Source organism: Agrobacterium pusense (genome assembly GCF_013285525.1).
GTDB classification, from domain to species: Bacteria; Pseudomonadota; Alphaproteobacteria; order Rhizobiales; family Rhizobiaceae; genus Agrobacterium; species Agrobacterium pusense.
Map to the genome: position 1 here is coordinate 456,001 of NZ_CP053856.1, position 14,559 is coordinate 470,559.

At 59.7% G+C, this 14,559-nt stretch carries 12 protein-coding genes, 2 tRNA genes and 1 pseudogene; 5 read left to right on the top strand and 10 right to left on the bottom strand.

Annotated elements, in window-relative coordinates; all coding sequences use genetic code 11:
- Nucleotides 1–118: 118 nt before the first annotated feature.
- Together HQN82_RS02170 and HQN82_RS02175 are read right to left on the bottom strand one after the other, a co-directional pair.
- On the bottom strand, nt 119–517 hold the full coding sequence (locus tag HQN82_RS02170; protein ID WP_035209442.1) for a hypothetical protein: 399 nt from the start codon (nt 515–517) through the stop codon (nt 119–121).
- A 148-nt stretch (nt 518–665) separates the two neighbouring features.
- On the bottom strand, nt 666–2,030 hold the full coding sequence (locus HQN82_RS02175) for a dicarboxylate/amino acid:cation symporter (RefSeq protein WP_004440424.1): 1,365 nt from the start codon (nt 2,028–2,030) through the stop codon (nt 666–668).
- A gap of 577 nt (nt 2,031–2,607) precedes the next feature.
- Between HQN82_RS02175 and HQN82_RS02180 the strand changes: the two genes are divergently transcribed.
- Entirely contained in the window at nt 2,608–3,528 is a 921-nt protein-coding gene (locus HQN82_RS02180; protein ID WP_173614489.1) for a DUF1499 domain-containing protein, read from the top strand.
- 256 nt (nt 3,529–3,784) lie between these two features.
- Here the strand turns inward: HQN82_RS02180 and HQN82_RS02185 are convergent, their stop codons facing one another.
- Entirely contained in the window at nt 3,785–4,693 is a 909-nt protein-coding gene (locus tag HQN82_RS02185; protein ID WP_173614490.1) for an MBL fold metallo-hydrolase, read from the bottom strand.
- A 203-nt stretch (nt 4,694–4,896) separates the two neighbouring features.
- On the opposite strand from HQN82_RS02185, the gene HQN82_RS02190 reads away from it, so the two are divergent.
- Nucleotides 4,897–4,971, top strand: a tRNA-Gln gene (locus HQN82_RS02190).
- Between the two features lie 12 nt (nt 4,972–4,983).
- Here HQN82_RS02190 and HQN82_RS02195 read toward each other — a convergent pair.
- From HQN82_RS02195 to HQN82_RS02210, 4 genes and pseudogenes are all read right to left on the bottom strand, one after another.
- Nucleotides 4,984–5,275: pseudogene (locus HQN82_RS02195) on the bottom strand (type II toxin-antitoxin system RelE/ParE family toxin).
- Nucleotides 5,265–5,546 (bottom strand): type II toxin-antitoxin system ParD family antitoxin, encoded by a 282-nt coding sequence (locus tag HQN82_RS02200; RefSeq protein ID WP_112765549.1) that lies wholly within the window; start codon nt 5,544–5,546, stop codon nt 5,265–5,267. The pseudogene HQN82_RS02195 and the gene HQN82_RS02200 overlap by 11 nt, the downstream one beginning before the upstream one ends.
- A 139-nt stretch (nt 5,547–5,685) precedes the next feature.
- Nucleotides 5,686–7,419: a malate dehydrogenase (quinone) gene (gene mqo / locus HQN82_RS02205; protein ID WP_162699286.1), complete on the bottom strand. Its 1,734-nt coding sequence runs from the start codon at nt 7,417–7,419 to the stop codon at nt 5,686–5,688.
- Between the two features lie 380 nt (nt 7,420–7,799).
- Nucleotides 7,800–8,222, bottom strand: a complete 423-nt coding sequence (locus HQN82_RS02210; RefSeq protein WP_006699999.1) for a hypothetical protein — start codon at nt 8,220–8,222, stop codon at nt 7,800–7,802.
- A 264-nt stretch (nt 8,223–8,486) separates the two neighbouring features.
- Here HQN82_RS02210 and HQN82_RS02215 point away from each other — a divergent pair.
- Nucleotides 8,487–8,563, top strand: a tRNA-Pro gene (locus HQN82_RS02215).
- A gap of 731 nt (nt 8,564–9,294) precedes the next feature.
- Here the strand turns inward: HQN82_RS02215 and cysN are convergent.
- Genes cysN through HQN82_RS02230 form a run of 3 tightly spaced genes read right to left on the bottom strand, consistent with a single transcriptional unit; the run spans nt 9,295 to nt 12,539 of the window.
- Nucleotides 9,295–10,776 (bottom strand): sulfate adenylyltransferase subunit CysN, encoded by a 1,482-nt coding sequence (cysN, locus tag HQN82_RS02220; protein ID WP_162749703.1) that lies wholly within the window; start codon nt 10,774–10,776, stop codon nt 9,295–9,297.
- Nucleotides 10,776–11,729 carry a sulfate adenylyltransferase subunit CysD gene (gene cysD, locus HQN82_RS02225; RefSeq protein WP_004440441.1) on the bottom strand — a complete coding sequence of 318 codons (954 nt, stop codon included), beginning with the start codon at nt 11,727–11,729 and terminating at the stop codon, nt 10,776–10,778. Before cysD ends, cysN begins: the two co-directional genes overlap by 1 nt.
- A gap of 27 nt (nt 11,730–11,756) precedes the next feature.
- On the bottom strand, nt 11,757–12,539 hold the full coding sequence (locus HQN82_RS02230) for a phosphoadenylyl-sulfate reductase (protein WP_162699288.1): 783 nt from the start codon (nt 12,537–12,539) through the stop codon (nt 11,757–11,759).
- A 204-nt stretch (nt 12,540–12,743) separates the two neighbouring features.
- Here HQN82_RS02230 and HQN82_RS02235 point away from each other — a divergent pair, with 204 nt between their 5' ends.
- Both HQN82_RS02235 and HQN82_RS02240 read left to right on the top strand, forming a co-directional pair.
- Nucleotides 12,744–13,184, top strand: a complete 441-nt coding sequence (locus HQN82_RS02235) for an RrF2 family transcriptional regulator (protein ID WP_004440445.1) — start codon at nt 12,744–12,746, stop codon at nt 13,182–13,184.
- A gap of 245 nt (nt 13,185–13,429) precedes the next feature.
- Nucleotides 13,430–14,455, top strand: coding sequence for a sulfate ABC transporter substrate-binding protein (locus HQN82_RS02240; protein WP_004440447.1), 1,026 nt, complete (start codon nt 13,430–13,432; stop codon nt 14,453–14,455).
- The last annotated feature ends 104 nt before the right edge of the window (nt 14,456–14,559 follow it).

Here is a 14,559-nt window from a genome sequence, read left to right on the forward strand (position 1 = left end):
GATATGACAGCCGTACGGCACTTATTGCCGAGATTGATACGCCTGTTTTAAGACGGGGAAAAGCCGCGGCGGGGTGGAAAGTTGCGTCGATAGGCCGCCGCAGGCACCTCCGCTGTGCTTAATATCTGGACAGGAAGGAGGGCGGGAAAAAGCCCTGCTGAATGAGCCAGTCACTCAACAGAAGCGTGAGGATGCCGGCGAGAAGAAGACCGCCCATGAATGCGATCAGGCCGAGGGTGGCGCGTGTCCAGCGGCGGGTCTGATAGAGATAAATGGCAAGGCCGACAGGCGCGAGCAGAATAGTCGCGAATTTTACGGCAGAGCTGCGTCGGGAACCCCGCTTTTCGGCATCCTCTATCTGCCACCACGCAAACAGGGTGATGATGCCGATCATCTGCACCAGATCGTTTGCGGTAAAGGAACTGGGCGGTCCGGCGGGCCAGATGGCCGCGTCGATAAGAAGCCCGACTGAGACAAAGACGAGCAGGCCGACATAGATCCAGTTACGTTTCACCATGCATACGTTCCGCTGAAGCTGCGCTTTGTCCGTGTCGTTATGGCTATTGATGAAGCCATCTCCGTCAACCCCTAACTTTAATGGGGCAAAGGAAGCGGCCAACGCAGGGCGTCTCCTTTTTATCGGAAACGCCCCGCGACTATTGCTGTCAGGCCGTCGCCACTTCACGGTCATCGAGTGCGTCGATGTCCTTGGCGTTGTTATAAACGGCCTCGTTGAGAATGCCCTCACGCTTGGCGACAATGGTGGGCACCAGCGCCTGTCCGGCGACGTTGACCGCGGTGCGGCCCATGTCCAGGATCGGGTCGATGGCGAGCAGCAGGCCCACACCTTCGAGCGGCAGTCCGAGCGTGGAGAGCGTCAGCGTGAGCATAACCACCGCGCCGGTCAGTCCGGCCGTTGCGGCGGAACCGAGCACCGAAACGAAGACGATCAGCACATATTCCTGAATGCCGAGGGGCACCTGGAAAAACTGCGCGATGAAGATCGCCGAGATTGCCGGATAGATCGCGGCGCAGCCGTCCATCTTGGTCGTTGCGCCGAGCGGCACGGAGAAGGCGGCATATTCGCGCGGCACGCCGAGGCTCTTTTCCGTCACGGTTTCGGTGACGGGCAGTGTGCCGATGGAGGAACGCGAGACAAAGGCGAGCTGGATGGCCGGCCATGCGCCCGCAAAGAAGCGCGAGGGCTTCAGGCCATGCGCGAGAAGCAGCGCCGGGTAAACGACGAAAAGCACCAGTGCGAGACCGATATAGACGGCCGCTGCATACCAGCCGAGCTGCGACAGCGTGGTCCAGCCATATTGGTCAACTGCGCGGCCAAGCAGGCCGATGGTGCCGATGGGGGTAAGGCGGATGACCCACCACAGGATTTTACGCACGATGGCGAGCAGCGACTGGTTGAAGGCGAGGAACGGCTCCGCCGCCTTGCCGGCTTTCAGCGCCGCGACACCGAAGGCAATCGACACCACCAGCAACTGCAGGACGTTGAAATTCAGCGAGGTGCTGGCCGCGCCATTGCTGATTTTGGTAGATGCTTCGAGGCCGAAGACGTTGGCCGGGACGAGACCCTTGAGGAAGTCCAGCCAAGAACCGGTGGAGGACGGTGCTGCCGCTGCCGTATTGGCGATCGCCGTGTTGACGCCCGGCTGGATGACAAGACCGAGCACGATGCCGATGACGACCGCGATCAAAGCGGTGATGGCGAACCAGAGCAGCGTCTGCCAGACGAGCTTCGCCGCATTAGAGAGGTTCTTGAGATTGGCGATGGAGGCGACGATGGCGGTAAAGATCAGCGGCGGCACGAGTGCGCGCAGCAGCTGGACGAATATGCTGCCGATGGTCTGCAGCGTCACCGAGAGCCAGTTGGGGCTGCCGGCGGCGTCGGGGCCGATATTGCGGGCAACAAGGCCAAGCAGCAGGCCGATGACCATGGCTATCAGAACCTGAAAGCCAAAATTGCGATAAAAGGGTTTATGCCCCGAAGGGCGGGCAGAGGTCGTTGCCTGTGACATGACATGTCTCTTTATTGTGCAAGAAAGCGAGAATGTTGCATTTTTTACAAGCATTCTCGAGGGAGGTCGCCGAGAATACGCCGATTTCCTCAGCAATTAAGGGATGAACGTGCGTATTTGTTGCATTGTCGGGGAATTATTCCCTGACGCAGCGGCAATGCGAAAAATATTCCTGCTTCTTGTTGGCGTGGCCTCTCAGTCCGTCGCGCAGGGAAAGTCATGCTAATTGCGCCGACGTCATCCTCGGGCCTGTCCCTAGGTCTGCCGACATATTGATTTTATTTGAGGTGGTTAGATCCTCGGCACAGGGCCGAGGATGACGTTGAGCGGGTCTTCACGCTTAATCACCGACCTCAAGGGAACTGCGACCTGTCCGGAAATTTAACCCGGACAGAAGTGGATCATGTCCGGCATGATGGAAGAGAGGTCTTCGGGGGGCACGCTTTACCCGCAGATCGCCCCCTCCTTTGTTTTCCTCGCCGCAATTCCGGTCTATGACATCATATGCAGGTGATTCCCTGCCAGAACCCGGGTGCAACGCCTCTTAGCCAATGCGATCTAACGGATATCCGCTTCCATGACTGTGCGTTTCGTCCGGCCTTTTTCGGTTGCAGCCTATCTTTCCCGCTATCTGGGCCTGGCGGCACTGGCGCTTTTTCTCATCGCCGCCGGCATCCACCGTTTCGGGCCGCTGACGACGCCTGATCTTGTCGGGCTGCTCCTCATTGCCGCCGTTATCGCTCTTGTGGCCGTGCTTCTGGCGCTGATCGGCCTCGAGCGGCTATGGACCAGAGGCGCACGCGGCGGCCTTTCGGCGCTGGCGGCGCTGCTTTTCTCGGCCCTGCCGCTCGGCGTTGTCGGCTACGGCGCCTTTCTTTATTGGCAGCAGCCGAAGATTTACGACATTTCCACTGACCTGAGCGATGTGCCGGAGTGGCTGGCGACACCGGCCGCCAACCAGCAATGGCTGGTGCGGCCCGCGACCATTACCAAGGCTGATCGCGATGTGCAGATGGAGGCCTATGCCAGCCTTGCCGGGCGCCGTTATGAAGGCGCGATAGACCGCATCTACGCCGCCGCCAAAAAAATGGCCGCCTCCCAGAATATCCGCATTACCCATACGAAGGGTGTGATCGGGGCGGAGGATGCCCCTGCTGTCGGGGTGCCACCACAGGACAGGCAGCAGCCCGCCGACGATGCGCCGGTGGAAGACCTGCCCTCCATCGTGCCCGTGCCCATGGCCCGCCCGACCGACGCGCCTTTGCCCACCTTCTTCAACGGCAGCGGCGTGGTGCTGATGCAGGGTGAAACCCGTACCCGCATCTGGGGCCTGCGCTTCGATATCCTCATTCGCCTGAAGGAAGAGGCGGAAACCACCATCGTCGATGTCCGCGTCGCCTCCCGCTACGGCCCGCACGATCTTGGCATGGGTGCGGCGATTGCCGAGGCCTATCTCGATGCTCTGGATGCGGAGATGCAGGGTCTGAACGATAATTGAGGCCGGAAGGCAAAGCTACACGTCGGCCGAATGGATCGCGACTTCGCCGCTCGTTTCTTCTCCCCGCCGGGGAGAAGGTGGCCCGAAGGGCCGGATGAGGGGGTAACGGCGGAGATTTTCGGAGAGCTTGCCCCCTCATCCCGCTGCCGCGGACTTCTCCCCGGCGGGGAGAAGAAACAGGTGGCGCCCCGCTCGCTCCCCACCGAAGGGGCGGCAATCACGAAAGCACCTTGAGAGCTGGCTAGTTAAAACCCCGTCACGCCGGGAAATATTCACCCGTGAGCGAAGGCGCGCCATCCGTCCGAACTTCGCCCTTCTCGATCAGATCCTCGATATGCGCCAGCACGGAAAGTGCCGCCGCCCCATGCAGACGCTTGTCGGTGCTGGCATAGATCACCTTCACCATGTCGGCGATCAGCCTGTCGCCGTCCCTGATCCGCTTCAACACCGCCTTTTCCCGCATGCGGCGGTGGGCGCGCAAGCCCCGCATGAAGGCGGCGGGATCGGTGACCGGGCCGCCATGGCCTGGCAGGAACAACCGGTCGTCGCGGGTCAGCAACCGCTCCAGTGAAGCCATGTAGTCGCTCATCGCCCCATCAGGCGGCGCGACGATGGTGGTGGCCCAGGCCATGACGTGATCGGCCGAAAACACGATGCCGCTGCCCTCAAGCGCAAAGGCGGCGTGGTTGGCGGTGTGGCCCGGCGTATGCAGCGCCGTCAATGTCCAGCCGTCACCGGAAAGGCTCTGCCCGTCGCCCAGCGCAATGTCGGGCGCGAAAGTCGTATCGGAACTTTCGGCAAAGGGATTGGTCTCGCCCACATAAAGTGGCCGGGCGGCGCGGTGAGGGCCTTCAGCCACCGTCAGCGCCCCGGTCGCCTGCGCCAGCCTGCGGGCAAGCGGCGAATGATCGCGATGGGTGTGGCTGACGAAGATGTGCGTGACTTCGCGCCCTTCGAGCGCGGCCATCAGCGCCCGAAAATGCGCCTCATCCTCCGGGCCGGGATCGATGACGGCGATGGAACGGTCACCGACGATATAGGAATTGGTGCCATGGAAGGTGAAGGCGGAAGGATTGTTGACGGTGATGCGCTGGATGAGCGGGGCGACGGGAACCGCCTCGCCATAGGCCGGCTGGAAATCGAGATCGAATGCCGGGTCCGCCATCGAGACCTCCTGAAAAAATGCCATGCATGCTTGCGCCGCGGCCTCATCCGCGTCACGGCCAAGCCCTAACATGCGAACTTCGACACGGCACCCAAAAAGCTTGAATTTTGTGAAAAAATTGGTCGCCGGGTCATTGCCGCGCCGGGCAGGCTTTGCTAATCAGGCGCGGTTCAGGCAGCGGCGTTTCGCTCTCGCTGCCCTGTTGGGGCGTCGCCAAGCGGTAAGGCACCGGTTTTTGGTACCGGCATTCCCAGGTTCGAATCCTGGCGCCCCAGCCATCTATCCCCAAGTCAGAACAACGTTTGCAGGTTCCGGCGACCGTCGATCACGCGAACGATTTCCACGGAATATATTTCGCCGCCATCGGTATCCGGCACGGTTTCGTAGAGAATGATGTAAGGCGCTTCAACCAGCATGCGGGCGGATGGGAAAATTTCCGGGCGGCGCTCGCCGAGGTGAGGATGGTCGACCAAGCGCTCCGCTTTGGCGCGGAACGGCAAGGCGCTGTGATTTGCCGATATCGATATAGATTTTCTTCACATCGCTGCGCGCGCGGGGCGACCAGAAAAGTTTAATGGTCATGATTTTTCAACGGGGCCAGTTCTGCACGCGCTTCATTGAGCGCCTCGTCGAAATCCACTTCGGTTGAATTGCCACTGGCTTTGCCTTCGGTCCATAATGCGCGCAGCTTGGCAATGTCGTCGCGTCGCTGAACCCATTTTGCCGACCAGTCTCGCATCGCTTCACGGATGACTTCGCTGCTGCTGGCATAAGCACCGCTTTCCACGGCGTCACGCAAGATTTCGGCGTGCTGGGGAGTCATCGAGACGCTGATCTTTTCAACATTGGCCATCTAAGCTCTCCATCGAATTGGTAGCAATTATTACCACCAAGATTGGCCGACGAGATATTTCAGTATCAAGAATTAGATCAACAAAAAACGCCGCGCATCCAGAGGCACGCGGCGTCCAATCCTAAATCGCACCTAACCCTTAAAGCGCGATATCAGGCACCTTCTTCACGGGTGCACCCGCAGGCGCCGCACCGGCGCCCTTCAGGGCCTCAAGATCGATCTGCGGCGGGGTCGGCAGCTGCAGGTGCTCGGCGGTGTAGGCCCATTCCTCACGTACCTTTTCCGGGTCGTCATTGAGCTTGGTGCCGTAGCTCGGCACGATCTGGCGCAGCTTCGTCTGCCATTCCGGCGTTGCCACCTTGTCCTTGAAGACTTTTTCCAGAACGCTGAGCATGATCGGCGCTGCGGTGGAGGCGCCCGGCGAAGCGCCGAGCAGGCCGGCGATGCTGCCGTCCCCGGCGGAAACCACTTCGGTGCCAAGCCGCAGTACGCCGCCCTTTTCTTCGTCGCGCTTGATGATCTGCACGCGCTGGCCTGCCTGCCACAGGCGCCATTCGCCCTGCTTGGCATTCGGGAAATATTCCTTCAGCGCAGCAAAACGGTCGTCATCCGACATCATCAGCTGGCCGGCGAGATATTCGACCAGCGGATATTCGTCGATGCCGACGCGCACCATCGGCCAGGCATTGCTGGTTGTCACGGAGGAGACGAGATCGAAATAGGAGCCTTCCTTCAGGAACTTGGTGGAGAAGGTGGCGAAAGGTCCAAACAGGATGACGCGTTTGCCGCCCAGCACGCGGGTATCGAGGTGCGGCACCGACATGGGCGGCGAGCCCACCGAGGCCTTGCCATAGGCCTTGGCCAGATGCTGCATCGTCACATCGGGGTTCTCGTTGATGAGGAACGAGCCGCCGACAGGGAAACCGGCATAATCATCCGCTTCCGGAATGCCGGACATCTGCAGCAGATGCAGCGCGCCGCCGCCGGCGCCGATGAACACGAATTTCGCATCCACCATCTGTTCGGCATCGGTCTTGGTGTTGGTATAGGTCACGCGCCAGCTGCCGTCGGCATTGCGCTGGATGTCGGAAACCTCGCTATTGACCTGCAGGTCGAAATTCTGGTCGCTCTGCAGATGCGAGACGAACTGGCGGGTGATTTCGCCAAATTCCATGTCGGTGCCGAGCGGCGACCAGGTTGCGCCGATCTTCTGGGAAGGATCGCGGCCTTCCATCATCAGCGGCACCCACTTCTTGATCTGCTCTGGATCGGTGGAGAACTCCATGCCCGCGAAAAGCGGGCTCGCCTTCAGCGCCTGGTAGCGCTTTTCCAGATAGGCGACGTTCTCGTCACCCCAGACGAAGCTCATATGCGGCGTGTGGTTGATGAAGGAGCGCGGGTTCTTCAGAACGCCGTTGCGCACCTGCCATGCCCAGAACTGCCGGGAAATCTGGAAGGATTCGTTGATGTTGATCGCCTGGCTGATCTTGATGTTGCCCTTGTCGTCTTCAGGCGTGTAGTTCAGCTCGGCAAGCGCGGAATGGCCGGTGCCGGCATTGTTCCAGCCGTTGGAGCTTTCAAGCGCCACGCCATCCAGCCGCTCCAGCATCTGCATCGACCAGGTGGGCTCCAGCTCGCGCAGCCACACACCGAGCGTCGCGCTCATGATGCCGCCACCGATGAGAAGCACGTCGACCTTCTTGGCAGTCGTATTGGCGAGAAGCGCGGAAGAGGGCAGCGCTGCCGCGGCAAGTCCGGCGAGAGCACCGCCCAGAACCTGTCTGCGGTTCATCGGCAATGCGTGGGAGAGGGAAGTTTCCTCGGAGAGATCAGTGAGCTGGGATTTGTCTTGATCGATGGGAGTCACGGCCATACCTGATTCTTGTTTTGTGTTAAAAACACTCCTCCCGACCGCCCCGTTATAGCAAAGCGCAAACCGGCACAACCCGGACTCATCCACCCCAGTTCAAGCGGTTTTGTGCGGATTTTGCCGCGGCGGACGGCCGATCTCTCGGTTATGCCGATTATCATTTTGATGATTGTTAAGATAAGTTGCGGCTTTCAAACGGTTGAAAGCGTTCCCTGGCGGGATTTTGCCAAAAACGCAGCGCCAGCACCCTTTCCAGTGAGTTGCGATCCGCAAGGTGCCGCTTCAGGCACAATTTTTTTCAGAATAATGACGGAAATCCCGAAAAAGTGAAAAGGCCCGCCGGTTCGGGCGGGCCTTCGTGCATTTTGGCTTGTGGCTGACGATCAGTTGGCGGCGAGGAATTCCGCGCAGTAGCTCGGACCGTTGACGCCCGGGCGATCGGAGATCGTGCGCACGGCGGTGATCTTGTAATCGCTGGAGACGACCAGCTGCACCGTGCAGGAAAGGGAGGCGGTGCGGGCGGGCGAAATCTGCCGGCCTTTTTTGCCATCCTTGCCTTCTTCGAACTTCGCCGGAATCGTCGCCTTCTTGTAGCCGCCGCGCCAGTTGTAGACGGTGGAACTGCCGCTTTCGGTGTCGCTCAGCGGCGGGCCGAATTTGGCGAAGAAAATACCTGCGGACTGGCCGACCCAACGGGTCTCAACCGGGCTCTTCTGGGTGAAGGAGGGCGTGGAGCCATCGGTGGAAGTGGTGCAGGCCGAGAGCGCAATGGCAAACGCTGCAAGCGTTACGCTGCGAAATAGCATGGTGAAATGTCCTTTGTGCCGTGTCCGGCATCCCGCCGGTCATTCCGTTCCCCTAGCAGATTTGGCGGCGGCGGGCAGGGGAGCTGTGCGGCCCGATGAAAATTTCCTGCCACAATTGCTTTTTTGTAACGTTTTGAAGCCTTCCGCCCGGTGCCGCCGGTGCCTGCCGGGGCTGTTTCAGCAGGTGGGGAAAACTTGTCATAAAAAATGCAATAAGCCGCTTGTCGAATGCCGGAGGCTGGTCTATAGAAGCGCCGCTGGTCACGGAGTGTAGCGCAGTCTGGTAGCGCACCACGTTCGGGACGTGGGGGTCGGAGGTTCGAATCCTCTCACTCCGACCAGCTAGAAGCCCGATAAATCAGCGGCTTGCAAAAAATCCCGATACTTGCTGAAAACCTCCATATCAAATCGTCATACATCAACCGGGCCGGTCGCATCAGAGCCGGTTTGAACGCATTCGTCGCCCATGCCTCGGAGCCCAGTTGGGTAGGCTGTCGCAACTTCCTGCGCTTCCACTTTTCCGTATGCGCGAATAAAAGAGGCCCGTCGCTCCGCCAAGCGCCAGGCCCCAATGTCGCGGCCTGTTTCAGGGGACGCGCGACACGGACCGTCTTAGAAGTGTCAATTCAGGTCCACAATCCAAGAAGTTACCCGTGACAGTCGCGAGCCCTGAGTTTCAGGGCCATCGCCGTGATCAACTTATCGCGATCAAAAAAGAGGCCCGCTGCATTTTCAAGCAACGAGCCTCTGTTCGGCCGCTTGGCGGAGCGACCGAGGGCAAATTCGCCTTTTGCCCATGAACGCCGAATGAACGAGCGCCCTTCTGCGCCGCCGAGAAACAACCCGTAAAAATCCGCAAAGCAGATGGATCGGAAAGCTTCCTCAGCCGTTATCCAAACATACAACAATGGAGGATAACATGCTGAAGGGTATTGCACTGTGGGCTATGGGCGTTCCGATCTTCGTGATCATTCTGCTTTATATGTTCGTGTTTTAAGTCGCATCTGACGACTGGACCCAAACAAAAAGGCGACCACACCGTGGTCGCCTTTTGTCGTTCATGCCGGCATTCTCAGTCGAGATCGCTGATGAGCCGTGAGGCTGTTGCCGCATCCGTGCGCCGGATGTCGATCTCGTCGCGGTGCTTGGCAAGAAGCTCGCTCGCCAGCAGCTTTTCCGCGAGATCGGCAGGCAGCGAGAGAATGACCCGGTCGCCTTTTTCTTCCGTCGCGCCAGTATTGCGCTTTCCTGAAATCATGCCGCCCGCCACCGTATTGTTGGTGTCGGGGTCGATCAGGATGAAGGAACCCGTCGAGCGGTTCTGTTCATAGGGATCGAAGATCGCCGTCTCATCGAAGGAAAGCCTGACCTTGCCGATGGCGTTCATCGGCAGCGACGTCTCATGCGCCTGCCATTCGCCTTCCTTGAGGTTCAGCTGGCTGACGGGCTGCACACTGACACGCTGTCGGCGGCTGCCGCTTTTCAGCCAGTAGCGCTTGCCGGCCTCGATGCCTCCGGGCTGCAAAGCCACGATCTGCGCGTCGAAGGCAAGGCCAGTCTGAGGCTGCGCCTCGATGGAGACAATCATGTCGCCGCGCGAGACGTCCACCTGACGATCGAGCACCAGCGTGACGGCATCACCCGCCACGGCGGCATTGCGCACCAGATCGAACGTGACGATCTGCTTGACGTTGGCGACCATGCCGGAAGGCAGGATAACCACGCTGTCGCCCGGCTTAACCGAACCGCCCGCAACCGTGCCCTGATAACCGCGGAAGCTTTCGCCGGGACGCGAGACGCGTTGTACGGGAAAGCGGAAGCCGCCCGATTGCGCGGAGCGAACGGTCGCCAGTTCCAGCGTTTCCACCAGCGTCGGGCCTTCATACCAGGGCATGGAAGCCTTGCCTGACAGAACGACGTTTTCACCTTTCAGCGCCGACATCGGAATGGCGGTTATCTGCTTGATGCCGAGATCGGATGCGAAATCGCGGAACTCGTGGGCGATCAGTTCGAAACCGGCCTTGTCGTAATGCGTCAGGTCGATCTTGTTGACGGCCAGCACGAATTGCCGGATGCCCATCAGCGCCGCGATGGTGGCGTGGCGGCGGGTCTGTTCCAGAATGCCGGTGCGCGCATCGACGAGCAGCACGGCGAGATCGGCCGTGGAAGCGCCGGTCGCCATGTTGCGGGTATATTGCTCATGGCCGGGCGTGTCGGCCACGATGAAGGCGCGTCGGTCGGTGGCGAAATAACGATAGGCGACATCGATGGTGATGCCCTGCTCGCGCTCCGCCTGCAGACCATCCAGCAGCAACGCGAAATCGGGCAGGCCGAGATCGTTCTGCTTGCCGCTGTCGCGGTGCAGTGTCGCGGCCTGATCTTCCTTGACGGCCTTGGTGTCCCAGAGGAGACGGCCGATCAGGGTCGACTTGCCGTCATCCACGCTGCCGCAGGTGATGAGACGAAGCGGGCGGGTGTCGCGCGCTGCTTTCGAATGTTCGGCAAAGGGCAAAATGGTGGCCGTGGAAATGTTGGTGGTGGCAGAAGCGGTCATCAGAAATACCCCTCACGCTTCTTCTTCTCCATCGAGCCGGACTGGTCGCGATCAATCGCGCGGCCCTGACGTTCGGAAACGGTGGCGATTTCGAGCTCGGCAATCACATCCTGAAGCGTCGCCGCCTCGGAACGGATCGCACCGGTGAGCGGGAAGCAGCCGAGCGTGCGGAAGCGGATTGAGCCACGCTTGATCTCTTCACCGGGCAAAAGCTCCAGGCGCTCGTCTTCGGCAAGGATCATCATCCCGTCACGCTCGATATAGGGGCGCTCAGCGGCATAATAGAGCGGCACCAGCGGGATGTTTTCCGCCTCGATGTAACGCCAGATATCCACTTCGGTCCAGTTGGAGAGCGGGAAGGCGCGCACGCTTTCGCCCTTGCGGACCATGCCGTTATAGATGTTCCACAGTTCCGGCCGCTGGTTGCGCGGGTCCCACTTATGGTCGGGCGTACGGAAAGAGTAGATGCGTTCCTTGGCGCGGCTCGCCTCTTCGTCGCGGCGCGCACCACCGAAGGCGGCGTCGAACTGGCCGGCATCCAGCGCCTGACGCAGGGCTTCCGTCTTCATGATGTCGGTGTAAAGCGCCGATCCGTGGGTGAAGGGCGTGATGTTTTCCGCCGCGCCGCGCGGATTGGTATGGGAGATCAGCTCCAGATCGTATTCCTTGACGATATTGTCGCGGAATTCGATCATCTCCTTGAACTTCCAGCCGGTATTGACGTGCAGCAGCGGGAAGGGAATGCGGCCGGGGAAGAACGCCTTGCGCGCGAGATGCAGCAGCACGGACGAGTCCTTGCCGATGGAATAGAGCATCACGGGCTTGTCGAATTCGGCTGCGACTTCGCGAAAGATATGAATAGCTTCGTTTTCAAGCGCCTTCAGATGGGGATCGAGCGGCGGCTTGGATGCGACAGTATTCTTGCTGTCCGTCTCGTGGACTGCGTTGGACATTGTGAACTCCGGGAATGTACTGAATGATTATCGTTGCGGGATGGCGGAAACAGCGGAGGTCTGCTCCGCACCGGCGACGTGAAGACCGCATTCGCGCTTCTCGTCGTTTTCCCACCACCATCGTCCGGCGCGCTCAGGCTCACCGGGCTTGATGGCGCGCGTACACGGCTCGCAGCCGATGGACGGGTAACCGCGCTGATGCAACGGATTGATGGGGACGTTCTCCTGGGCGACATGCGCCTTGATGAGATCGATATCCCAGTCAGCCAAAGGGTTGATCTTTATGAGATTGCGATCCGCGTCGAATTCGGCAAACGGCGTCGTGGCGCGATTGCCCGACTGGCCGCGACGCAGGCCGGTGATCCAGAATGCGGCACCATCAAGCGCCTTGCCGAGCGGGATCAGTTTTCTGACATGACAGCAGGCATGACGCGCCTCAACGCTTTCGTAGAAGCCGTTGAGACCGTATTTTGCGGCGTAGGCGTCTATATCGTCCTGTTCGGGACGGAAACGACGGATTTCGATGCCGAAACGCTCCTCGGTTTCATCGATGAGATCGACGGTTTCCTTGAAAAGACGGCCAGTTTCCAGCGTGACAACGTCAATCGGCAGGCGGTGGGTGCCGATCGCCGCGGTGATGACCTGATCCTCGATGCCGAGGCTGGTGGTGAAGACCGCGCGCCCGCCAAGGCCGGCGATAAATGAAAGCCGACCCGCCAGATCGAGCCCGGCAAGCGTGGCATCAAGGGAAGCGGCATCGGCAGAGGCATTTGCTGAATTGATGGTCATTGTCACGTCCGGGATTTCCATGGCCGATTATTGTTGAAATCGGCGCTTTGGACGAGAAATGACAGTCTTTGTGCGCTGCACTTCAGAGCAAAAATGCCTCTCGCGCGCGTGCTATGAGCAAAAGATGCCCGTTCACCTTGTTCGCAGCCTGGATTTGAATTGTGACAACTTCTGCGCTAAGCCGTGATTGCCGGGTATCCGGGCTTGTGATCTACTGGTTCTACAATGATTTCGCAGAAGGCAAAATATGCGCTGAGGGCGCTTCTCTCGCTGGCCAAGGCCGACGGCGGCTGTCCTGTGCAGATTTCCGACATTGCCCGCGAACAGGCCATTCCGAAAAAGTTTCTGGAGCAGATCCTTCTCGAAATGAAGAAGGAACGCCTTGTCGAAAGCCGGCGCGGCAAGCAGGGTGGTTATCTTCTGGCTCGCCCGGCGGATGATATTACTTTCGGCGAGGTGCTGCGGCTCATTGATGGCCCCCTTGCTCCTCTGCCTTGCCTCTCCCAGACCGCCTATCGCCGCTGCGAGGATTGCGACGGCGAGAAGCAGTGCGAGATCCGCCACGTCTTCGCCCGTGTGGCCGATGCGACGCGCAACATCCTGTTCAACACCACCGTTGCAGATGCGGTGGCCGGTGTCGAAGTGCCCGAGCTTTTGACGGCCTGACGAAAAATTCGTCTAAAACACCTCAATATTTTTCGCCATCGCGGCAAAAAACCGGCAAAAATGTGAAACGCTTTTGCATTCAGCAAAGTTTTACACGACGCTTGTTGCGCCTTTCGCTTATGCTGCGCTGTATTTGTTGCCCGGAGAAACGCTCAAGGGAAACACTTTTTCGATCGTATTCGGCCTCATTGACCAACTCTACTCAACCGGTAGAGTTAAGCCATCGCAATCAGGAGGGAATACCGATGTCCAAGCTTCTGTCCGGTTTGAGCGTTGTCGCGCTCAGCCTCTCACTGGCACTTGGCGCAGCTGGCTCGGCCGCGGCGCAGACCAAGCTGCTGAACGTGTCCTATGATCCGACTCGTGAACTCTACAAGGATTTCAACGAAGCCTTCGCCAAGAAGTGGAAGGCCGACACCGGCGAGGACGTCACCATCCAGCAGTCGCATGGCGGCTCCGGCAAGCAGGCCCGTTCGGTCATCGACGGTCTGGAAGCCGACGTCGTGACGTTGGCGCTGCAGAGCGACATCGACGCCATCGTGCAGAATTCCGGCAAGATCAACAAGGACTGGCGCGGCCGCCTGCCGCATAATTCCTCCCCTTACACCTCCACCATCGTTTTCCTCGTTCGCAAGGGTAACCCGAAGGGCATCCATAACTGGGGCGATCTGGTGAAGGGCGACGTACAGATCGTGACGCCGAATCCGAAGACCTCGGGCGGTGCGCGCTGGAACTATCTCGCTGCCTGGGCTTGGGCCAATGAAGAGTTCAAGGGCGACAAGGACAAGATCAAGGCCTATGTCGGCGAGCTCTACAAGCGCGCGCCGGTCCTCGACACCGGCGCCCGTGGTTCCACGGTAACCTTCGCACAGCGCCAGATCGGCGACGTGCTGCTCGCCTGGGAAAACGAAGCCTATCTGGCCGGCCAGGAATTCGGTGCTGACGCTTTCGATATCGTCGTTCCGCCGATCTCGATCCTTGCCGAGCCGCCGGTCGCCGTGGTTGACGCCAATGTCGACGCCAAGGGCACCCGCAAGGCAGCCGAAGCCTATCTGCAATATCTCTATTCCGACGAGGGCCAGAATATTGCGGCCAAGCACTTCTACCGTCCGTCCAACCCGGCCGTTGTCTCCAAGGACCTGCTCAAGCAGCTGCCTGACATCAAGCTCGTCACCATTGACGACCCGATCTTCGGCGGTTGGGCAAAGGCGCAGCCGGAACATTTTGGTGACGGCGGCATCTTCGACCAGATTTACAAGCCCGCGAAGTAAGTGGATGATGGGGTGAAACGTAGTCACCCCGTCCCACGGGACAAGACAAATCAGAACCTGATCGACCGGACGCCGTGCCGGTCGATACTTTATAATAAGCGCCG

Coding starts and splice junctions, on each gene's coding strand:
- mqo (WP_162699286.1), bottom strand. CDS start 7,419: ATGGCCGTGACTCCCATCGATCAAGACAAATCCCAGCTCACTGATCTC.
- HQN82_RS02185 (WP_173614490.1), bottom strand. CDS start 4,693: ATGGCGGACCCGGCATTCGATCTCGATTTCCAGCCGGCCTATGGCGAG.
- HQN82_RS02180 (WP_173614489.1), top strand. CDS start 2,608: ATGACTGTGCGTTTCGTCCGGCCTTTTTCGGTTGCAGCCTATCTTTCC.
- HQN82_RS02175 (WP_004440424.1), bottom strand. CDS start 2,030: ATGTCACAGGCAACGACCTCTGCCCGCCCTTCGGGGCATAAACCCTTT.
- HQN82_RS02200 (WP_112765549.1), bottom strand. CDS start 5,546: ATGGCCAATGTTGAAAAGATCAGCGTCTCGATGACTCCCCAGCACGCC.
- HQN82_RS02210 (WP_006699999.1), bottom strand. CDS start 8,222: ATGCTATTTCGCAGCGTAACGCTTGCAGCGTTTGCCATTGCGCTCTCG.
- cysD (WP_004440441.1), bottom strand. CDS start 11,729: ATGTCCAACGCAGTCCACGAGACGGACAGCAAGAATACTGTCGCATCC.
- HQN82_RS02170 (WP_035209442.1), bottom strand. CDS start 517: ATGGTGAAACGTAACTGGATCTATGTCGGCCTGCTCGTCTTTGTCTCA.
- HQN82_RS02230 (WP_162699288.1), bottom strand. CDS start 12,539: ATGGAAATCCCGGACGTGACAATGACCATCAATTCAGCAAATGCCTCT.
- HQN82_RS02235 (WP_004440445.1), top strand. CDS start 12,744: ATGATTTCGCAGAAGGCAAAATATGCGCTGAGGGCGCTTCTCTCGCTG.
- HQN82_RS02240 (WP_004440447.1), top strand. CDS start 13,430: ATGTCCAAGCTTCTGTCCGGTTTGAGCGTTGTCGCGCTCAGCCTCTCA.
- cysN (WP_162749703.1), bottom strand. CDS start 10,776: ATGACCGCTTCTGCCACCACCAACATTTCCACGGCCACCATTTTGCCC.